The 19972-nt window shown below is 48.1% G+C and carries 20 protein-coding genes; 16 read left to right on the forward strand and 4 right to left on the reverse strand.

Annotated features, from left to right (window positions below; genetic code table 11):
* The first annotated feature begins 558 nt into the window (after nt 1-558).
* Complete coding sequence (locus Q4Q52_RS04120; protein ID WP_063883529.1) at nt 559-834, forward strand: acylphosphatase; 276 nt, start codon at nt 559-561, stop codon at nt 832-834.
* Between the two features lie 104 nt (nt 835-938).
* Here the strand turns inward: Q4Q52_RS04120 and Q4Q52_RS04125 are convergent, their stop codons facing one another.
* From Q4Q52_RS04125 to Q4Q52_RS04135, 3 genes are all read right to left on the reverse strand, one after another.
* Nucleotides 939-1940, reverse strand: a complete 1002-nt coding sequence (locus Q4Q52_RS04125; protein WP_311989905.1) for a peptidoglycan binding protein CsiV — start codon at nt 1938-1940, stop codon at nt 939-941.
* A complete protein-coding gene (gene mfd, locus Q4Q52_RS04130) occupies nt 1940-5428 on the reverse strand; it encodes a transcription-repair coupling factor (RefSeq protein ID WP_311989906.1) in 3489 nt (1162 codons plus the stop codon). Before mfd ends, Q4Q52_RS04125 begins: the two co-directional genes overlap by 1 nt.
* Before the next feature lie 85 nt (nt 5429-5513).
* The gene (locus Q4Q52_RS04135; protein ID WP_261272592.1) at nt 5514-6185 is read right to left on the reverse strand and encodes a hypothetical protein; all 672 of its coding nucleotides are present in this window, start codon (nt 6183-6185) and stop codon (nt 5514-5516) included.
* Between the two features lie 94 nt (nt 6186-6279).
* On the opposite strand from Q4Q52_RS04135, the gene Q4Q52_RS04140 reads away from it, so the two are divergent.
* From Q4Q52_RS04140 to lolE, 3 genes are all read left to right on the forward strand, one after another.
* Nucleotides 6280-7512, forward strand: a complete 1233-nt coding sequence (locus tag Q4Q52_RS04140) for a lipoprotein-releasing ABC transporter permease subunit (RefSeq protein WP_311899256.1) — start codon at nt 6280-6282, stop codon at nt 7510-7512.
* A 168-nt stretch (nt 7513-7680) separates the two neighbouring features.
* Nucleotides 7681-8376 (forward strand): lipoprotein-releasing ABC transporter ATP-binding protein LolD, encoded by a 696-nt coding sequence (gene lolD, locus Q4Q52_RS04145; RefSeq protein WP_311905993.1) that lies wholly within the window; start codon nt 7681-7683, stop codon nt 8374-8376.
* Nucleotides 8373-9623 (forward strand): lipoprotein-releasing ABC transporter permease subunit LolE, encoded by a 1251-nt coding sequence (gene lolE, locus Q4Q52_RS04150; protein ID WP_311905994.1) that lies wholly within the window; start codon nt 8373-8375, stop codon nt 9621-9623. The genes lolD and lolE overlap by 4 nt, the downstream gene beginning before the upstream one ends.
* A 266-nt stretch (nt 9624-9889) precedes the next feature.
* Here lolE and suhB read toward each other — a convergent pair whose 3' ends face one another.
* Nucleotides 9890-10693 (reverse strand): inositol-1-monophosphatase, encoded by an 804-nt coding sequence (gene suhB, locus Q4Q52_RS04155; protein ID WP_106650666.1) that lies wholly within the window; start codon nt 10691-10693, stop codon nt 9890-9892.
* 153 nt (nt 10694-10846) lie between these two features.
* Between suhB and trmJ the strand changes: the two genes are divergently transcribed.
* The 12 genes from trmJ to Q4Q52_RS04215 all read left to right on the forward strand — a co-directional run bounded on the left by trmJ (nt 10847) and on the right by Q4Q52_RS04215 (nt 19921).
* Nucleotides 10847-11575 (forward strand): tRNA (cytosine(32)/uridine(32)-2'-O)-methyltransferase TrmJ, encoded by a 729-nt coding sequence (gene trmJ / locus Q4Q52_RS04160; protein WP_311905995.1) that lies wholly within the window; start codon nt 10847-10849, stop codon nt 11573-11575.
* Between the two features lie 54 nt (nt 11576-11629).
* Nucleotides 11630-12451, forward strand: a complete 822-nt coding sequence (cysE, locus tag Q4Q52_RS04165; protein ID WP_028759817.1) for a serine O-acetyltransferase — start codon at nt 11630-11632, stop codon at nt 12449-12451.
* Nucleotides 12452-12829: 378 nt separating this feature from the next.
* A complete protein-coding gene (iscR, locus tag Q4Q52_RS04170; protein WP_006081858.1) occupies nt 12830-13291 on the forward strand; it encodes a Fe-S cluster assembly transcriptional regulator IscR in 462 nt (153 codons plus the stop codon).
* 79 nt (nt 13292-13370) lie between these two features.
* Nucleotides 13371-14585 (forward strand): IscS subfamily cysteine desulfurase, encoded by a 1215-nt coding sequence (locus Q4Q52_RS04175; RefSeq protein WP_311989907.1) that lies wholly within the window; start codon nt 13371-13373, stop codon nt 14583-14585.
* Nucleotides 14586-14622: 37 nt separating this feature from the next.
* Nucleotides 14623-15006: a Fe-S cluster assembly scaffold IscU gene (gene iscU, locus Q4Q52_RS04180; RefSeq protein WP_006081856.1), complete on the forward strand. Its 384-nt coding sequence runs from the start codon at nt 14623-14625 to the stop codon at nt 15004-15006.
* A 14-nt stretch (nt 15007-15020) separates the two neighbouring features.
* Nucleotides 15021-15344, forward strand: coding sequence for an iron-sulfur cluster assembly protein IscA (gene iscA, locus Q4Q52_RS04185; protein WP_006081855.1), 324 nt, complete (start codon nt 15021-15023; stop codon nt 15342-15344).
* A gap of 16 nt (nt 15345-15360) precedes the next feature.
* Nucleotides 15361-15885, forward strand: coding sequence for a co-chaperone HscB (hscB, locus tag Q4Q52_RS04190; RefSeq protein ID WP_311989908.1), 525 nt, complete (start codon nt 15361-15363; stop codon nt 15883-15885).
* Between the two features lie 66 nt (nt 15886-15951).
* Entirely contained in the window at nt 15952-17814 is a 1863-nt protein-coding gene (hscA, locus tag Q4Q52_RS04195; RefSeq protein ID WP_012089340.1) for a Fe-S protein assembly chaperone HscA, read from the forward strand.
* Between the two features lie 8 nt (nt 17815-17822).
* A complete protein-coding gene (gene fdx, locus Q4Q52_RS04200; protein ID WP_006081852.1) occupies nt 17823-18161 on the forward strand; it encodes an ISC system 2Fe-2S type ferredoxin in 339 nt (112 codons plus the stop codon).
* Between the two features lie 158 nt (nt 18162-18319).
* Entirely contained in the window at nt 18320-19225 is a 906-nt protein-coding gene (rimK, locus tag Q4Q52_RS04205; RefSeq protein WP_006081851.1) for a 30S ribosomal protein S6--L-glutamate ligase, read from the forward strand.
* Between the two features lie 113 nt (nt 19226-19338).
* Nucleotides 19339-19536: a Fe-S cluster assembly protein IscX gene (iscX, locus tag Q4Q52_RS04210; RefSeq protein ID WP_063883516.1), complete on the forward strand. Its 198-nt coding sequence runs from the start codon at nt 19339-19341 to the stop codon at nt 19534-19536.
* A gap of 217 nt (nt 19537-19753) precedes the next feature.
* Complete coding sequence (locus Q4Q52_RS04215) at nt 19754-19921, forward strand: hypothetical protein (protein WP_106650660.1); 168 nt, start codon at nt 19754-19756, stop codon at nt 19919-19921.
* Nucleotides 19922-19972 lie beyond the last annotated feature (51 nt).

Here is a 19972-nt window from a genome sequence, read left to right on the forward strand (position 1 = left end):
TAACGCTTCGCCATACACAGCACCCGTTATTAGCGTGGCATAGCGACACTTCAATTCTACAACCCTCACTTCTAACCCCCTTACTTCCCAAACCCTCGTTTCGCAATTGCGAGCTGGCCTGAACAAGCACAATCTCAGCGTTGAACGTCAATGCGCCCTCATGTTTCTGCGATTTTCACAGGGGTGTTTTTTTTAATGAACAATGCAGGCAGAGGTAGGAGCCGATTTTCAGCTAAAAGCATTATATTCGCTGGGGAGGGATAGTTTTACTTTTCAAACTCTTGAAAATAATTATTTATTGTGTAAAGTAGCCAGCCTTGCTATTTTGTAACAAAATGCTACAGAGTTGCTGTTGTATTTGTCCATTTATTGGATATCCCTTTGCGTATGTCGCCCGACACAGCTAACTGCAGTCTTGTTAGCTGTTTTTTTTTGCCTAAAATAAAATATCGTTTGTTTTTTGCTCTATAAATCCATAGGTTAACACTTAGCCTTCGGATAATTGCGGCTATGCTTAATCCAATAACAGGCTTGTGTGCAATGCAAAAGGGGCGTGAGATGAAGCGTGTATTGATAAGTTTAACGGGTAAAGTGCAAGGAGTGGGTTGTCGGCATGCGACCTTGACTAAGGCCAGAGCTTTGGGCGTGACAGGCTATGTCACCAATTGCCGTGATGGCAGTGTCGAAGTGTTAGCCCAAGGCAGTGATATTGCGGTGAATAACTTAATTGCTTGGTGCGAAGTGGGCGTGCCTTGTACCGAGGGATTAACTGTCACTGTGGGAGAAGACGAAGCCGATGATATCTACCTCGACTTCTCCATAGTAGAGTCTTAAACAGCAGTACAGTCTTAAGCTAAAAGTGCAGTCTCAAACAACAGTGCAGTCTAAGTCATTCATTTTAGAGTACGACTTAAGCCTTTCGCTGTTTACTTGCTGACTCAGTATTGCCCAACCGTTTGTATCGATTCGGCATTCTGACTTTTTTGCTGTGCACTAGGTTGTGCCATCTTACGGATTTGGATCACCATGCCCATTTCGGGGTGATCTAAATAATGGATTTCTTCACTCTTCACCCGGCGGTTTTGCTCCAATGGCACTGACATTAAAAATGGTGTCATGACTTTGGGCGCCGTGAGTGTTGCGCTGGTATCGGCCGCATCACTGGGTACGGCTGGCATTAATTTTCTGCCTTCTTTGCGCAAGTGCAATGCGGTTTCAATATACAAATAGTGGCTTAAATAGATATTCAGTGTGCCATCTAATTCCCAAACCGGCGAGACCACAGGCGCAAGCATAGGCGTGCCATCGGCATTGATTATAGGTTCAGTTTGAGTTGGCGTAACGATTTTTCTGCCATCAAAATGATAGGTATCCGAGAAATCTTTACCCGCAAATAAACGAATAGGTACTGAACCACTTTTGCCGCGCATCGGTTGTTGCCACGCCATATGCAGTAAACTACGCGTACCGCGTTCACGGGAGATACTATTGATAATACTCGCGAACTGGCTTTGGCTGCGCGCTAATAACACTGGGCCACCATTGGCGCTGGCATAGCTGGTCGTTGCGCTGCTGATTTCTGATGGGATCACTGGCGGATAGCGATATTCAACACTAGTTGGCGCGGCAGCTACAGGCTCAGACGTTGGCTCACCGTTTAAGCTTTCAGCGCAGTGGCTATTGGCATCGGCATCAAATACTAGCGTACAAGGCGCCGACTCACTCGCCATTGGGGTAACGACTTGTGCAACCGCTGGAGAGATCAAGTCTATCGCTTTATCGGTTTTCGTCTTGATCGGCGTATCTGGCCATTGTTCAGTTGACTGACTTTGGCGTTCAAATACATAGACTTCAACTTCGAACCAAGCTTCCGCTTGGACGACCTGACTGTGCGATAGTGCAATGAGGGTAGCGATAGAGACCGCGAGTTTACGTAACACTATTTATTATCTCCAAGACGATGTTGCGATAATTGTTCGAGCAAGAGTTTCACTAAAGCGAGCCTGTCTTTGCTGGTTTCGGCCGCAAGGCTGAACTTTAACTTATTCGGTCCTTCCATTCGATAGATTTGTGGCTGGCTTTGGAGCAATCCAATAATAAACATAGGATCGATGACGTGATCATGACTAAATTCGATGCTGCCACCTTTACTGTGCACTTCTATTTTAGTCGCCCCTAAGCGAGTCGCCTCATGTTTATAGAGGGTCATTTCCATTAAGTTGCGCGTCGGTTCGGGCAATAGGCCAAAACGGTCGATCAATTCGACTTTTAACTCATCCAGCGCCGCTTCGGTTTCGCAACCTGCGATGCGTTTATAGAGGGATAGACGAATATTCACGTCGCTCACATAGGCCTCAGGCAGTAGGGCGGGGATACGCAGTTCAATTTCACATTGTTGATTCAGCATTTGCGCCAGCGATGGCTCTTTGCCTTGTTTTAAAGCTTTGACTGCCGCTTCGAGCATTTCCATGTATAAGCTAAAACCAATTTTCGAAATATGGCCGCTCTGCTCATCACCTAAGAGTTCACCTGCACCGCGGATCTCCAAATCTTGTGTCGCCAGCATAAAGCCTGCACCGAGATCTTCAAGGGCATCAATGGCTTCTAAACGCTTACGCGCATCGGGAGTCATACGTTTAGGATGCGGCGTCATCAAATAGGCATAAGCCTGATGGTGCGAGCGTCCGACGCGGCCGCGTAATTGGTGTAGCTGCGCCAGACCAAAGGTATCGGCGCGCTCAATAATAATGGTGTTGGCACTCGGGACGTCGATACCAGTTTCGATAATAGTAGTACAAACTAGCACGTTGAATCTTTGGTGATAAAAGTCTGACATCACCCGCTCAAGATCGCGCTCACGCATTTGACCGTGGGCGACGACTACCCGCGCTTCTGGCAGTAAATCGATAATGCCTTGGGCACATTTCTCAATACTTTCAACGTTATTGTGCAGGTAATACACTTGGCCGCCACGGAGTATTTCCCGCAAAATAGCCTCGCGCACGGTTGCAGGATCGGATTCCCGCACAAAGGTTTTTACCGCTAAACGTTTGGCGGGCGGGGTGGCGATAATCGATAAATCGCGCATGCCCGACATGGCCATATTTAAGGTCCGTGGAATAGGCGTTGCGGTTAGGGTTAAGATATCCACGTTGGCACGCAGCGCCTTGATTTTCTCTTTTTGACGTACACCGAATCTGTGTTCTTCGTCGATGATCAGCAGGCCTAAGTTTTCAAACTTGGCCTCAGATTGCAATAACTTGTGAGTACCGATAACGATATCGACTTTGCCTTCTTCCAATTGCTGCAGCACTTGAGTCTGCTCTTTAGCGGTGCGAAAGCGTGACATCACTTCGGTGACCACGGGCCAGTCGGCAAACCTGTCTTTAAAGTTTTCATAGTGTTGCTGGGCAAGCAATGTGGTCGGGACCAGCACGACCACTTGCTTGCCGGCGTTGACGGCCACAAAGGCGGCGCGCATGGCCACTTCGGTTTTACCAAAGCCCACATCGCCACAGACTAATCTGTCCATTGCGGTCGGCGATTGCATATCGGCTAACACGGCGATGATGGCACTTTCTTGATCGACGGTTTCCTCGAAGGGGAAGCCGCGGGCGAACTGAGCGTATTCCTCTTCGTCAATCTCGCAGCTTTCGCCGGGACGAGATTGGCGACGGGCGTAGACATCGAGCAGCTCGGCCGCGACGTCGCGGATTTTTTCAATGGCTTTTTTCTTGGCTTTAGCCCAAGTCTCGTTGCCGAGTTTATTTAAGTGGGCGTCTTCGTCGGCGCCAACACTGTAGCGACTGATAAGATGCAGTGAAGACACTGGCACATACAGTTTGTCACCGCCAGCGTATTCCAATTGCAGGTATTCAGCGACCAGTCCGCCGGTATCTAGCGTGACTAAGCCTTTGTAGAGGGCAACACCGTGTTCTAAATGCACAATGGGCTGGCCGACTTTGAGTTCGGCCAAGTTTTTAATCAGGGCATCGTTACTGATCTGGCGCTGTTTTTCACGGCGGCGTTGCTGGGAAATTCGATGGCCAAAAAGCTCAGTTTCGCAAATGATACTGATGCCATCTTTGGCGCTGATCTGCATCAAACAACCGCGTGACAGCGGCGATACGATAAGGCCTAACTTGGCATCACTTTGAATAAATTCATCAAAATGGTTAAACAGCGCAGGTTTAAGCTGAATTTTAGCGAGCAATTCAAGCAGCGCTTCGCGGCGACCCTCGGACTCAGCGCTAAACAACATGCGTTTGGCGCTGCTGGCGTAATCTTGCAGCGCTAACAGTGGTTGCTTTAATTTATGGTTGGCGCTGATATCGGGCAGGGTGCTGGCAGCAATCACGACCGCTTTCGTCGTTTCGGTGCCATCTGTCGGCACGTGCATTTGATAACGTGGCAGCGGTTTAAAGGCGGCAAATAACTCTTCGATGAGTAGATACAGCTCTTTAGGCGCCAGTAGCGGCCGCAGCGGATCGACGCGCCTGTCTTGATAGCGGTGTTCGACTTCTTGCAGATGCGCGCGCGCCGACTTTTCGATATCCCCTAAGGTGACGAGTTGAGTGTCCTTGGGCAAGTAATCGAATAGGGTGGCGGTGTCATCAAAAAACAGCGGCAGATAGTTTTCTATCCCCGCCGGCATCAAGTTGCGGCTCACCAGCTGATAAACTGACTCTGGCTCTTTGACTATGACTTCAAAACGGCGACGGTATCTTTGTCTAAAGCCTTCGATGGCTGAGCTGTCGGTCGGAAATTCCTTCGCGGGCAATAGGCGAATCGAGTCGACAGGCTGCAATGAACGTTGGGTTTCGGGATCAAAATGGCGGATGGTTTCCACTTCTTCATCGAATAGCTCGATGCGCAGTGGCATGTTCATCCCAGTGGGGAAGATATCCAGAATCGAGCCGCGAATCGCAAACTCGCCGTGTTCATACACTTGCTCCACCGAATGGTAGCCAGTGTCGGTTAAATGCTGGCGTACATCGTGTAATTTGTAGCTATCACCTTTTTTCAGCACAAACACGTTAGCGCTTAAATAGGCCTTAGGTGGCAGGCGCATCATTAAGGTCGTGACGGGCACGATAACGATGTTTTGCTCAATTTGAGACAGCTGCGACAGGGTTTCGAGTCGCTGGGAGATCAAATCCTGATGGGGCGAAAAACTGTCGTAGGGCAAGGTTTCGCGGTCAGGGAATAATCTGACCTTAATGCCTGTTTTACCGAGCAAATAACTCAGTTCTAGCTCTAAGCTTAAGGCGCTTGGCGTATCACTGGTGACAACTAAGGTCGTCCCCTTATGTTGACGCGCTAAACTGGCGAGTGTAACGGCTTGGCAAACGCCGCCCACAGTGGACAGAGTCTGAATTTGATTGCCATTTTTGACGGCTGGCGGCGTTAGGGCTGATATGTGAGTCATTGGCGTACGATAAACTGATTCATTCACAAAGAGTTGCAGACATTGTAGAGACTTGATGGCGCAGGTGCCAGTGAAAAGTCTGCGGCTATTGACGCTCGTCTCTGGCGAGTTTACGTAACTTGAGTTGTTTCTGCTGCACATTGAGGCTGGCTTTGACTAATTGCTCCACGTCAGCTTCGAGAATTTGACTGAATTCAAAGTCGGTTTGCCACTGCGTGGCAGGAGAGTGAAGTTCCGCCTGAGTATGTTGTTCGGCATTTTGTGTGTCGCCGCTATTTGTATCGCTATCGGCGCTGCACTCGGTGGATAGCTTTTTTTGCGCGGTAGAGGCGGTCACTTTGCCAAAACAAAGAATGGCGACTAACTCGTCGTGAATAAACAGGGTGATTTTATAGTTTGAGCCGATGTCCAAGGCTGTGGGTGTGAGTAGTCTTAGGCCGCTGCCACCAAACTGATTGCCAATGCATTTTTCGCCTTCTTGGGTTTCTTTCTCTAATACATGCTGCAGCACTAAATCCACTTTGCGGGATTGCAGCTTTAAAAAGTCCACCACCACTTTAGCGTCGTTGTCTAAATGGCGCAGTTGCAGCAAGCAATTGGCTTCGAGCGTTTTCACTTCGCTGAGTAGCTGAATACCCAATGATTGCATTGATCTTAATGCCATTTCAGAGGGTAATGGCTCGGAACTCGGCCACAGACTTAAGTAGGCGGTAAAAGGGTGAGGCACACTAAAATACGGATTGGTGTCAGTGAACAAGGCTTGCCTCTTTATTTATAGGACCAATACCCCTATTATCGTGCCCATCTTCATGATTTAGCAAGTTCAGCACACAGGACGCAACCCTCTTTCAATGAATCCAGGATTTCCTTTCTATATTGGTTACCGTTATTGGCGGGCCAGAAAAGCGAACGCGTTCGCGTCGTTCATTACTCTATTTGCCGTTTCGGGCATTTTTTTAGGCGTTGCCGCGCTCATTGTCGTGAGCTCTGTGATGAATGGTCTCGAAGGCCAACTCAAGCAACGTATCTTAGGCGCAGTACCGCAATTAACCCTTTATAGTGAAGCGCCTTTAGTCGATTGGACTGAGCAGGCGAGTGCGCTTAAAGCCTTACCTGGCGTATTAGGCGTGACGCCGAGCGTGTCGACGCAGGCCATGGTGCAATCGGCGGCGAGTATTCGTGCTGTACAGGTTTATGGCGTGTTCCCCGAGTTAGCGGAAAAGTTATCTTCGGTTGCCCAGCACACTTATTCAGGTGCATTTGAGCAGCTGACGAGCGGCGACTACAAGGTGATTTTAGGCTCTGAGCTGGCAAGGCAACTTAAAGTCGCCCCTGGTGATACGGTGCGATTACTGAGTGGCGATGGCGTGGTGTATTCGCCCTTAGGTCCAGTGCCGAGTCAACGTAAGTTTTTGGTCTCAGGCATTTTTGAAATGGGCTCTCAGGTCGATGCGGGCGTGGCGTATATCCATTATCAAGATGCGAAACGGCTGATGCGTCAACCCAGTGAGGCTATTGATCAGCTTAGACTCTATTTAGCCGATCCCTTTAGCGCACCGGCTTTAGCGCCTAAAGTGCAGGATATATTAGCTAAACAAGGCATTAAGGCGACAACCAGCGATTGGCGTGATACCTATGGCCACTTGTTCGGCGCGGTCAAAATGGAAAAGAACATGATGTCGTTGATGTTGAGTCTGATTGTGGCCGTGGCCGCATTCAATATCGTCTCGGCGCTGGTGATGATGGTGGTCGATAAAACCACAGATGTGGCGGTGCTCAAAACTCAAGGCGTGACCACATCCGCCGTGATGGGCATTTTTGTGGTGCAAGGGTCGCTTAATGCAGTGCTCGGTTTAGTGCTGGGGCTGGCGGTTGGGATACTCATCACCTTGAATCTGAATGGCATTATGACCACTTTAGGGATTTCTATTCTAGGCGTAGGGCAACGTTTGCCGGTGAAACTGGAATTGATGCAGTTGTCTGTGATCGTGATTGGTACGCTACTGGTGACCCTGCTGGCGACCTTATATCCCGCACTGCGCGCCGCCAATGTGCAACCCGCGACTGCGCTCAGGTACGAGTAAAGAGATACGAGTAACTGGATACGAATACAGAAATACGAGTAAATACGCCAATAGCTGCACACCGTCGCCACTGTTGAATTGAGCGACGGTTTAGCAAGATGCGAATAATTAAATGCATTGATTTGATGACATAAATCGATGCCAAAGCCTGTTTAAGAGAGAACTTCAATGCAAGACGTGTTACTGCAAGTGCAGAGTGTCAGTAAGAGTTACCATGATGGCGCCGTGACCACGCAAGTGTTGTCTAATGTTGATCTGCACGTGTTTAAGGGCGAGCAGTTGGCGATTGTCGGCAGTTCAGGCTCAGGTAAGAGTACCTTGCTGCACATCATGGGCACGTTGGATGAACCAACCGCAGGTAAAGTCTTGCTGTTAGGCGAAGATTTATATCAAGTGTCCAGTGCGCGCCAAGCGCAGATCCGTAACCAAGACTTAGGTTTTATCTATCAATTCCATCATTTATTGCCAGAATTTACCGCGCTAGAAAACGTCGCTATGCCGGCGTTTATTCAAGGTAAAGATCGTAAACTGGCGCTCGCCGATGCTAAAGCCTTATTGGAGCGCGTTGGGTTAGGGCATCGCATGACGCACATTCCCGCCGAGCTATCGGGCGGCGAACGTCAACGTGTTGCTATCGCAAGAGCCTTGATTAATAAACCTAAGTTAGTGCTGGCCGACGAGCCTACGGGTAACTTAGATGCCAACAGCGGCGATGCCGTTTATGAGTTGATCCGCGAGTTGGCCGATCAGTTAGGCACGGCGTTTGTGGTGGTGACCCATGATCATAAATTGGCCGCCCGTATGGACCGTCAACTGATGATGAAGAACGGCTTCCTGCAATTAGCGGCGGAAACCCAAGTATGAAAGGACCGTTAGCCTTATCCATTGGTTGGCGTTTTTATCGCGCCCGCCAATCCAACAGCTTTATTAGTTTTATTTCCTTCGCATCGACAGCGGGCATCGCCTTAGGCGTGGCGGTATTGATCATAGTCCTGTCGGCGATGAACGGTTTTGAGCGCGAGTTAGAACATAGATTACTTGGTGTCGTGCCGCAGGCGGACATAGTCGGTGTGAGCGAACCTATCGCGAACTGGCAGAGTGTTGCCGAGGGCGCGCTGTTAATTGAAGGTATTCGCGGCGCGGCGCCTTTTATCCGCATGCAAGGTTTAGTGCAAAAGCCCGGCGGTTTTCAAGGCTTAGCTGTCGTGGGGATCGATCCAAAAGAAGAAATCAAGGTCTCGACACTGGCGCAATTTATGAGTGATGCCAGCTGGCAGAGTCTCGGCCAAGATGAAAATCACATCGTCCTTGGGCAAAGCTTGCTCACTAAGTTAGGGCTTGAGATTGGCGATACGCTGGCCTTATATGTACAGGATATGGATCCAGAAGCGGCGGGCAGTTTACGCGCGGCGAAGAGCCATCGTTTTGTGGTGTCTGGCGCCTATAATCTTGGCGGCGAGCTTGAGCTGACTACGGCTTATATTCCTATGCAGTACGCGGCGCAGATTTTGAACATGAAGAGCGGCGTGACTGGCGTGCGTATTAGCGTCGATAAAGTGTTTGATGCCCCCGTGAAAGTGCGCGAACTCGGTTATACGCAAAAGCAGTCGGTGTATATCAGTGACTGGACCCGTACCCAAGGGCATTTATATCAAGATATTCAGTTGGTTCGCACAGTCATGTACTTAGTGCTAGTGCTAGTGATTGGTGTGGCTTGCTTTAACATCGTTTCCACCTTAGTGATGGCGGTGCGGGATAAAGCCTCAGAAATTGCGATTTTGATGACCATGGGCCTGAGCCGTTTGGCTGTGATGGGGATTTTCATGGTGCAGGGCGCCTTGAATGGTCTGCTTGGCTGTGGTCTTGGTGGCATTATCGGCGTGAGCGTGGCACTGAATTTAAGTGCGATTGCCAGCTCAGTTGAGCAGTTGCTCGGTATTCAACTGCTGTCAGCCGATGTGTACTTTGTCGACTTTTTACCGTCTGAGTTACATGGCTCAGATGCGGCGCTGGTGATTGTGATGGCATTTGTCATGAGCTTAATCGCCACGCTTTATCCTGCTTGGAAAGCCAGCCAGATTGCGCCAGCACAAGCTTTGGCAGGTAGATAATCTATTGAGTGGTTGTACGTCCTGTGAGCTGGTTATCGTTGAAAATCAGTGCACGCTTGCAGGAGTATCTTCTTAAAGTTTTAGGAATGAAAGCCCCATAAACAAAAAGGCCAGTGAGCGCTCTTAGAAGAGACTGCCACTGGCCTTTTTTATGTCTAACGTTTTGTATCTATGCGTTTTGTATCTAGCGTTTTGAAAGCGAAGCGTTAGTCGAGATTAATACTTCGAGCACTTGACACTAACGCTTCGAAACTAATCGCTTAATATTAACGCTTTAAACCTTCGTTCAATAATGGACGCATGATTTTAACTAACTCTGTGGTCACTTTAGGTGAGCCTGCAACTATGTTACCAGAAATCAAATAGTTATGGTTGCCAGTGAAATCGGTAACTGTACCGCCCGCTTCGCGGCAGATAAGATCGCCAGCAGCGATATCCCATGGCTTTAAGCCGATTTCGAAGAAACCGTCTAAACGACCCGCAGCAACATAGGCTAAATCTAATGCGGCAGAACCTGCGCGACGTAGGTCAGCACATTGGCCGAACACTTCGCCGAAAATAGCCATATAAGTTTCAGTATGTTGACGGGCCTTGAATGGGAAGCCTGTACCAATCATTGTTGGGGCTAATTCATTCACGTTAGTCACACGCAGACGGAAATCATTGAGTTTTGCGCCTTTACCGCGGACGGCGGTAAAGAGTTCTTCACGGACAGGATCGTAAACAACTGCAACTTCAGTTTTACCTTTATGTTGCAGAGCGATAGAAATCGCGAAGTGGGGAATGCCTCTAACAAAGTTGTTAGTGCCATCCAGAGGGTCAACTATCCAAACGTAGTCGCTATTCTCACCGCGGTTTTCGCCTTTCTCTTCACCCACGATAGTGTGATCAGGGTAAGATTTACGAATTTGGTAAGTAATAGTCGCTTCTGCTTCCTTGTCTACACTGGTAACAAAATCGTTGATACCTTTTGAACTGACTTCAATACGGTCAAGTTCGGTATAGGCGCGCATAATATTTTGGCCGGCCGCGCGGGCAGCGCGTACAGCAATCGTCAGCATCGGATGCATTGCAATCCCCTGGATGTTAAAGAACGTTAAAATAGCGGGCGACATTATACCCGATTTGATAGTTATATCAAATACCGATTTTCATATAAGCATTCGGCAATGGCTGTGATAATATTCGTCCCCAACGTTTTATGAATTAAATTAAGTTGTTTCATGCTAAGTAATATTCGAGTGGTTTTAGTGGGGACTTCGCACCCCGGCAATATTGGTTCCACTGCCAGAGCGATGAAGACTATGGGTCTGTCAAATCTGTACCTTGCAGAACCGCGTGTTGAACCCGATGGGCATTCCATTGCATTAGCCGCGGGTGCATCGGATATTCTGAAACATCTTGTGAAAGTGGATTCACTCGCTGAAGCGATTGCCGATTGCAGCCTCGTGATTGCAACCAGCGCGCGCAGTCGCACCTTAGATTGGCCGATGTTAGAGCCAAGAGAAGCTGGGGTGAGATTAGCGACCGAGGCACTTAAAGGCCCCGTTGCCATAGTATTTGGCCGTGAGAACCACGGCTTAAGTAATGAAGAGTTGCAACAGTGTACTTATCATGTGGCGATTCCTGCGAATCCTGAATACAGCTCGCTCAACCTTGCGCAAGCCGTACAAATCATTTGTTATGAAACCCGTGTTGCCCACCTCGCACAAAAAGAAGTGGCCGAAGAAGAGCTAACCGAGTATCCCTTGGCCGCCGATCAGGAACGTTTCTTTGCGCACCTTGAGACGACGCTGTTATCAACCGGATTTATCATTAAGAATCATCCCGGACAAGTGATGATGAAACTGCGCCGCTTGTTTAGTCGTGCGCGGATTGAGAGTCAGGAGATGAATATCCTCAGGGGAATCTTGACCTCTATTGATAAAGTCACAGGTTCTAAAGATAAATAGCCAAATCCTCATCATCAATAATCACCGTATAGAATGACTGCAAAGGGATAAACAATGGGCGTGATAGCTAGGCTAAAAGAAGACATTGAATCTATATATCACCGTGATCCTGCTGCGCGCAGCGCGTTTGAGATCTTGGTTAACTATCCGGGCATGCATGCCATTTGGTTGCATCGGATAAGCCATAAGTTATGGAAGCGTGATTGGCGCTTAACGGCTCGTTGTTTATCGACTTTCTCCCGTTGGCTGACGGGCGTTGAAATCCATCCTGGTGCGACCATAGGTCATCGATTTTTTATCGACCATGGTATGGGGGTCGTGATTGGTGAAACGGCTGAGATCGGTGATGATTGCACGCTTTATCATGGTGTCACGCTTGGCGGAACCACATGGCAAGCGGGTAAACGTCACCCGACGTTAGCCAATAACGTGGTGGTAGGCGCGGGAGCTAAAATCCTCGGTCCTATTACTATGCACGACGGTGCGCGTGTGGGGTCAAACTCAGTCGTAGTGAAAGATGTGCCAAAAGATACCACAGTCGTGGGTATTCCTGGGCGCGTAGTAGCCACGCCGTCACCGCAATCGAAAGAGAAAACTGAACGCCGCAGCGCGATGGCAAAAAAATATGGCTTCGATGCGTACGCGGTATCACCGGATAATCCCGATCCTGTTGCCAATGCAATAGGGCAGATGCTCGATCACATGCATCTGATGGACTCGAAAGTTCAAGAGTTGTGTCAAGCCATTCAAGGGTTGGGTGGTAATGTCTGCACCGAAAAACTGCCAGAGCTGGATATGGGCGAGTTTAATGATGCAGAAAAAGCGGCAGCGGAAAAACGCCATAGTGCATTAGATGAGTTTGATCCGAGTATCTAAGTTTCAAGAAATGGTTCAACGAAACCATTTAACTAAGTGGTCTAACTTGCTTAAGGGCTGACTCTCGCAAGGGTCTCCTTTAGCATTTTACTTTAGCTCATCCTGTTGTAAAGGCGCATATTGCGATCAAACCTGAGTTTGATCGCGTCACAGTGCAGCGATGACTTTTATTGTGGGTTTATATCGTGCTAGAAGTCGATTAATTGGCGCTCTAGCATTGAATCTTAAGCTAGAAAAAGGTTAAATACCCCACCAAGATGAAAGGGTATTGGTTATTTGCACACTCATATACTTGAGTGTTTTAGTAGGTTTTAATACTTGACTGAATTACTCGGGTATGTTGAAATAATGCATACCTGTTCGGGAGCTATGGTAGTTATGAAACTTACATCAAAAGGTCGTTATGCAGTAACCGCTATGCTAGATGTGGCAATCCACTCAGCATCGGGACCAGTTCCCTTAGCGGACATCTCTGAAAGACAAGGGATTTCGCTTTCCTATCTGGAACAACTCTTCGCTAAGCTAAGAAAACACGGCTTAGTTGCCAGTGTACGTGGACCGGGCGGTGGTTATCGCTTAGGCCTAGAAGCCAATGATATTTCAGTCGGCATGGTTGTCCATGCTGTAGACGAGTCTGTCGATGCGACTCGTTGCCAAGGACTTGGCAATTGTCAAAGTGGAACTCGCTGCTTAACCCATTCACTTTGGGGCGATTTAAGCAAACAAATTTCAGATTTTTTAGATGGTATCAGTCTTGCTGGCTTGATGCAGAAACGAGATGTGCAATTTATCTCGCTTAAGCAAGACACTATGCAAAAGGAACAAAGAGTCAGTTTATAGCGGCCTTTGTTATATATAAAAATAATTTTTGTACGTTGTATGTAGCCTCTACCAGAGACTGCTCAGTACGGAGTGTGTTATGAAGCTTCCTATCTATTTAGATTACGCCGCCACCACGCCTGTTGATCCAAGAGTCGCGGAAAAGATGTTCCAATGTATGACAATGGACGGCATCTTTGGTAATCCGGCATCACGTTCACACCGCTACGGCTGGCAAGCTGAAGAAGCGGTAGATATTGCTCGCAATCAAATTGCTGAGTTAATTAACGCCGATCACCGCGAAATAGTGTTTACCTCTGGCGCGACGGAATCAAACAACTTAGCGATTAAAGGTGTTGCTCATTTCTATCACAAGAAAGGCAAGCACATCATCACCAGTAAGACTGAACATAAAGCCGTTCTCGATACTTGTCGCCAATTAGAGCGCGAAGGTTTCGAAGTGACTTACTTAGAGCCTGCGGCTAACGGTATCATTCCGATGGAACGTTTAGAAGCGGCAATGCGTGATGACACTATCCTTGTCAGCATCATGCACGTGAACAATGAAATCGGTGTGATCCACGATATCGATGCAATCGGTGAGCTATGCCGTTCAAAAGGCATTATTTTCCACATGGATGCAGCGCAAAGTGCAGGCAAAGTGCCTATCGATGTGCAAGCCACTAAAGTGGATTTGGTTTCGATTTCTGGCCATAAAATGTATGGACCTAAAGGTATCGGTGCCCTGTATGTTCGCCGTAAGCCACGCATTCGCTTAGAAGCGCAAATGCACGGTGGTGGTCATGAGCGCGGTATGCGTAGCGGTACGTTACCGACGCACCAAATCGTAGGTTTAGGTGAAGCGGCTGCAATCGCAAAAGCGGAAATGGCCTCTGATGACGTCCGTATCGGTGCATTACGTGACAAATTATGGAATGGCATCAAGCACATTGAAGAAACCTATATCAATGGTGATGCGATTGAGCGCGTTAGCGGTAGCCTCAACGTCAGCTTCAACTATGTTGAAGGCGAGTCGTTAATGATGGCACTGAAAGATTTAGCGGTTTCATCGGGTTCGGCTTGTACCTCAGCCAGCCTAGAGCCTAGCTACGTATTACGTGCGCTTGGCTTAAACGATGAAATGGCACATAGCTCGATTCGTTTCTCTATCGGCCGTTTCACAACCGAAGAAGAAATCGATCACGCTATCGAAGTAATTACTCAATCTATTGATAAATTAAGAGAAATGTCTCCTTTGTGGGAAATGTTTAAAGATGGAATCGACCTGAACCAAGTTCAATGGGCACATCATTAATTCTGACCTTTACAATAGATAATTTTGGAGCAGTACCATGGCTTACAGTGAAAAAGTGATAGATCATTATGAGAACCCACGTAACGTTGGTTCTTTTGATAAAAACGATCCTTCGGTCGTGACCGGTATGGTAGGCGCGCCTGCTTGCGGTGACGTGATGAAACTTCAGTTGAAAATTGGTGCTGATGGCATCATTCAAGACGCTAAGTTCAAAACCTACGGTTGTGGTAGCGCGATTGCGTCTAGCTCACTGGTAACTGAGTGGGTTAAAGGCAAGACTATCGAACAAGCTGCGGCGATTAAGAACACAGATATCGCTGAAGAATTGGCATTGCCACCGGTGAAGATCCACTGTTCAATTTTGGCTGAAGATGCCATTAAAGCTGCTATCGACGAGTACAAATCGAAACAAGCTAAGTAACATCTGGAGTTAAGATGGCGATTACAATGACCCCAGCGGCAGCCGATCGTGTCAGATCTTTCTTAGTCAATCGAGGCAAAGGTGTAGGCCTGCGTCTCGGCTTAAGAACATCAGGCTGTTCTGGTATGGCTTATGTACTTGAGTTCGTTGATTCTTTAAATGATGACGATGAAGTATTTGATATCGAAGATGTGAAAATCATCATCGATGCCAAGAGCCTCATCTATCTTCAAGGGATCGAGCTGGATTTTGTTAAAGAAGGGCTGAACGAAGGCTTCCAATTTAACAATCCTAACGCAAAAGGTGAGTGTGGTTGCGGTGAGAGTTTCACTGTTTAACCGCTAAAGTTGACGCATGAATTATTTCGAGCTGTTTAAATTTTCCCCTGCCTTCGATATTGATACCGCCTTACTTGCAGAACGCTATCGCGAACTGCAACGGGCGGTTCATCCCGATAAATTTGCCAATGATACTGAGCAGCAAAAATTGCTGTCGGTGCAGCGCACGGCGCAAGTCAATGATGGTTTTCAAACCTTAAAAGATCCCATTCACCGCGCCGAGCATATGTTGTCGCTGCGTGGCATTGAATTAAGCCATGAAACCACGACAGTGAAAGATACTGGCTTCTTGATGCAGCAAATGGAATGGCGTGAGGCGTTGGAAGACATACGCGATAGTGCCGATCCTCAAGCGAGTATTGACGAACTATATCAATCGTTTGCGCAGTACCGCGCGCAACTCACTCAGCAATTGACTCAACTGTTAACCAGTGAGCAGGCTGAAGATGCATTGTTAGCGGCGGATCAAGTTCGCAAACTCAAATTTATGGCAAAATTACACGACGAGTTGACCAGAGTCGAAGACGCTCTGTTAGATTGATTTCCGTGTTTATGTTACTTTGCTGACTCAAGCACGCTTGAGTTGGCATTACTAAGTTGGATATATATGGCCCTTTTGCAGATAGCTGAGCCCGGTCAAAGTGCCGCGCCGCACCAACATAGACTTGCCGTTGGCATCGATTTAGGTACGACCAATTCTTTGGTGGCGGCTGTTCGAAGTGGAGAGACGGCAACCCTGCCGGACGAACTTGGACAGCATTCATTACCTTCTATCGTGCGTTATACCCAAGATTCAGTCGAAGTTGGCGCCCTTGCGGCGTTGAGTTCGGCGCAGGATCCGCAAAACACGATCGTTTCGGTTAAGCGTTTTATGGGCCGCAGCCTGGCTGATATCAAAGCCGGCGAGCAATCATTCCCCTACGAGTTTGCCGAAAGCGAAAACGGTTTACCTTTATTCGTGACTCCCCAAGGCCAAGTAAATCCCGTGCAAGTGTCTGCGGAGATTTTACGTCCGCTGATTGCCCGTGCTGAAAAAACCTTAGGTGGCGAGCTGCAAGGTGTCGTAATAACCGTACCGGCCTATTTTGATGATGCCCAGCGCCAAGGCACGAAAGATGCCGCAGCTTTGCTGGGTGTTAAAGTGCTACGTCTGTTGAATGAACCGACGGCTGCTGCGATTGCCTACGGCTTAGACTCTAAGCAAGAGGGCGTAATTGCCATCTATGACTTAGGCGGCGGCACCTTCGATATTTCTATTTTGCGCTTGAATCGCGGCGTATTCGAAGTGTTAGCCACCGGCGGTGATTCTGCGCTTGGCGGCGATGATTTCGATCATTTACTCCAAGCACATATGCAACAAGTGTGGCAGCTTAGCGACATCGACTCACAATTAAGCCGTCAACTGTTGATTGAATCGCGTCGAGTCAAAGAAGCCTTAACGGATGCAGCAGAAACTGAAGCAAAAGTGATCCTTGCCGATGGGACTGAACTCACGCAAATCGTTTCTAAAGCTGAATTTGATGCCATGATTGCGGCGTTGGTTAAGAAGACCATTGCTAGCTGTCGCCGTACCCTGCGTGATGCGGGCGTGACGACAGATGAAGTGCTTGAAACTGTGATGGTTGGCGGTTCAACGCGCGTGCCATTAGTGCGTGAACAGGTTGAAGCTTTCTTCGGTAAACCACCACTGACGTCTATCGATCCCGACCGTGTTGTCGCGATTGGTGCGGCCATTCAAGCCGACATTTTAGTGGGTAATAAACCTGAATCTGATTTGCTGCTCCTCGATGTGATCCCTTTGTCATTAGGCATAGAAACCATGGGCGGCTTAGTGGAAAAAGTGGTGTCGCGTAATACGACGATTCCGGTTGCGCGAGCACAGGAATTTACCACCTTTAAAGATGGTCAAACGGCCATGGCATTCCATGTGGTGCAGGGCGAGCGTGAACTCGTTGCCGATTGCCGCTCACTGGCTCGTTTTACGCTAAAAGGTATTCCGCCGTTAGCCGCAGGTGCGGCGCATATTCGTGTGACATTCCAAGTGGATGCCGATGGTTTACTCAGCGTGACCGCGATGGAGAAATCCACCGGCGTGCAGTCAAGTATTCAAGTTAAGCCATCTTTTGGTTTATCGGATACTGAAATTGCCACTATGCTGAAAGATTCGATGAAGTATGCCAAAGACGATATCGGTCGTCGTATGCTGGCCGAGCAGCAAGTGGAGGCGGCGAGGGTACTCGAGTCTTTACATGCCGCGTTAGCGAAAGATGGCGACTTGCTGAATGCCGATGAGCGTGGACAAATCGATGCCACTATGGCCAATGTGGCGCAAGTTGCCGCGGGCGATGATGCCGATGCGATTAAGCTCGCGATTGAAAAACTGGATGAGCAAACCCAAGATTTTGCTGCCAGACGTATGGACAATTCTATTCGAGTGGCATTCAAAGGCCAGTCGATCGACAACATATAGGTGATGTAATGCCCCAATTAGTCTTTCTTCCCCATGCCGAGTTGTGCCCAGATGGTGCAGTGCTTGAGGCGAATGTTGGTGAGACCATTCTTGATGTTGCGCTGCGTAATGGCATCAATATCGAGCATGCATGTGAAAAGTCCTGTGCTTGCACGACGTGTCACTGTATCGTGCGTGAAGGCTTTAATGATCTTGAGCCAAGTGATGAGCTGGAAGATGACATGTTAGACAAAGCTTGGGGACTTGAGCCCGAAAGCCGTCTATCTTGTCAGGCGAAAGTGGTCGACACTGACATGGTGATTGAGATCCCTAAGTACACGGTTAACATGGTCAGCGAAGGCAATTAATGCTGCCGCGATAGTTGTTAAAACCAGTCCACGTGACTGGTTTTTTGCTTTTTGCGTTGAGCATTTGTGCAACTAATCTTGTCTATGCCTCTAGTTGTTTGATTTATCCCTGCGCAGGCGTATTATGCGCTCAAAATTAATGGTTGCCGGAGACCAGAATGAGAATAGCGATCTTATCGCAAGGGCCTGAGTTATATTCAACGAAGCGACTCGTTGAAGCGGCTCAATTACGTGGTCATGAAGTACACGTAATCAATCCCCTTGAATGTTATATGAATATCAACATGCGGCAATCGAGTATCCACATTGGTGGGCGAGAGTTACCCGCATTTGATGCTGTGATCCCCCGCATTGGGGCGTCGATTACCTTTTATGGCTCGGCGGTTTTGCGTCAGTTTGAGATGATGGGCGTATATGCTTTAAATGATTCTGTTGGGATCTCGCGCTCACGTGACAAATTGCGTTCTATGCAGTTGATGTCACGCCGCGGTATTGGCTTACCCATTACTGGTTTTGCCAATAAACCGAGTGATATCCCCGACTTGATTGATATGGTGGGTGGCGCGCCTCTGGTGATTAAATTACTCGAAGGCACCCAAGGTATTGGAGTGGTATTAGCCGAGACCCGTAAAGCGGCTGAGAGCGTGATTGAAGCCTTTATGGGCCTTAAAGCCAACATCATGGTGCAGGAATATATTAAAGAAGCCAATGGCGCTGACATTCGCTGCTTTGTGCTCGGCGATAAAGTAATTGCCGCCATGAAGCGTCAAGCTATGCCCGGTGAGTTCCGCTCTAACTTGCACCGTGGTGGCACGGCAAGTTTAGTCAAATTAACCCCAGAGGAACGCTCAGTCGCCATTCGTGCGGCTAAGACCATGGGGCTCAATGTCGCAGGTGTTGACTTGCTACGCTCAAACCACGGTCCTGTGATCATGGAAGTGAACTCTTCACCCGGTCTTGAAGGAATAGAAGGCGCCACCACGAAAGATGTGGCGGGTGCTATTATTGATTTTGTTGAAAAAAATGCGATTAAAGTGAAAAAGGTGACGCAAGCACAGGGTTAGTGCCCTTGCTGTCGAGTATTGACTACGGAATATCAACACTTGATTCACCTCCTTATGGGTAACGTCTTTTAGCAATCGCTTACCCATTAAAGCGAACCGAATAGGGGAAAACGATGACATTAACCTGGATAGATTCGTTAGATATTGCGTTGGAATTACTCGAAGCACACCCAGAGGTGAATCCTACTCAGCTGCATTTCACCCAATTGTATGAGTGGGTGTTAGCCCTGGATGATTTTGCCGATGATCCCAAGCACTGTAATGAAAAAATACTGGAAGCGATCCAGCAGTGTTGGATTGAAGAAAAGTAGTGAGCACAGTGGCGATACGGTTTTTTATGTGAGGCATCTTGTCCTTTTGACGTTTAACTAAGGTGATTTACCTCACGTATTTGCAGTGGCGCAGAGAATATTTGGCGAGAGTTTGATCACAGTCAAGTTCATTTTTAGCGGATATCGTACCTTGTTGTATATTGGTTAAGGCATTTAAATGGCTTAATTTTGTTATCGCAACTGCAAGGATGTTCACATGAAACTTTTGCTTGTATTGTTATGTATGCTTGTCCCTTCAATGGCTTGGGCTCATCCAGGACATGGCGGTGTCGGTTTATTCCATCACTTGTTAGATCTTGCTCCCGCAATCATTTTAGTCGCTTTGATTGCTTGGGCAGGTATTTGGGCCAAAAATAGAAAATAATCCCATTTTTTAATGAGTTAATGGACCCTGCTGAGGATTTATCCTCCTAGC

The organism is Shewanella sp. SP1S2-4 (assembly GCF_031932075.1).
GTDB lineage: Bacteria > Pseudomonadota > Gammaproteobacteria > Enterobacterales > Shewanellaceae > Shewanella > Shewanella baltica.

Bases quoted from the DNA above. Each gene is read 5' to 3' on its own strand.
- mfd (WP_311989906.1), bottom strand. From the start codon at position 5,428: ATGACTCACATATCAGCCCTAACGCCGCCAGCCGTCAAAAATGGCAAT.
- rimK (WP_006081851.1), top strand. From the start codon at position 18,320: ATGAGAATAGCGATCTTATCGCAAGGGCCTGAGTTATATTCAACGAAG.
- cysE (WP_028759817.1), top strand. From the start codon at position 11,630: ATGGGCGTGATAGCTAGGCTAAAAGAAGACATTGAATCTATATATCAC.
- iscA (WP_006081855.1), top strand. From the start codon at position 15,021: ATGGCGATTACAATGACCCCAGCGGCAGCCGATCGTGTCAGATCTTTC.
- suhB (WP_106650666.1), bottom strand. From the start codon at position 10,693: ATGCATCCGATGCTGACGATTGCTGTACGCGCTGCCCGCGCGGCCGGC.
- hscB (WP_311989908.1), top strand. From the start codon at position 15,361: ATGAATTATTTCGAGCTGTTTAAATTTTCCCCTGCCTTCGATATTGAT.
- Q4Q52_RS04215 (WP_106650660.1), top strand. From the start codon at position 19,754: ATGAAACTTTTGCTTGTATTGTTATGTATGCTTGTCCCTTCAATGGCT.
- iscR (WP_006081858.1), top strand. From the start codon at position 12,830: ATGAAACTTACATCAAAAGGTCGTTATGCAGTAACCGCTATGCTAGAT.
- iscU (WP_006081856.1), top strand. From the start codon at position 14,623: ATGGCTTACAGTGAAAAAGTGATAGATCATTATGAGAACCCACGTAAC.
- lolD (WP_311905993.1), top strand. From the start codon at position 7,681: ATGCAAGACGTGTTACTGCAAGTGCAGAGTGTCAGTAAGAGTTACCAT.
- trmJ (WP_311905995.1), top strand. From the start codon at position 10,847: ATGCTAAGTAATATTCGAGTGGTTTTAGTGGGGACTTCGCACCCCGGC.
- lolE (WP_311905994.1), top strand. From the start codon at position 8,373: ATGAAAGGACCGTTAGCCTTATCCATTGGTTGGCGTTTTTATCGCGCC.
- Q4Q52_RS04175 (WP_311989907.1), top strand. From the start codon at position 13,371: ATGAAGCTTCCTATCTATTTAGATTACGCCGCCACCACGCCTGTTGAT.
- fdx (WP_006081852.1), top strand. From the start codon at position 17,823: ATGCCCCAATTAGTCTTTCTTCCCCATGCCGAGTTGTGCCCAGATGGT.
- Q4Q52_RS04140 (WP_311899256.1), top strand. From the start codon at position 6,280: ATGAATCCAGGATTTCCTTTCTATATTGGTTACCGTTATTGGCGGGCC.
- iscX (WP_063883516.1), top strand. From the start codon at position 19,339: ATGACATTAACCTGGATAGATTCGTTAGATATTGCGTTGGAATTACTC.
- Q4Q52_RS04120 (WP_063883529.1), top strand. From the start codon at position 559: ATGAAGCGTGTATTGATAAGTTTAACGGGTAAAGTGCAAGGAGTGGGT.
- hscA (WP_012089340.1), top strand. From the start codon at position 15,952: ATGGCCCTTTTGCAGATAGCTGAGCCCGGTCAAAGTGCCGCGCCGCAC.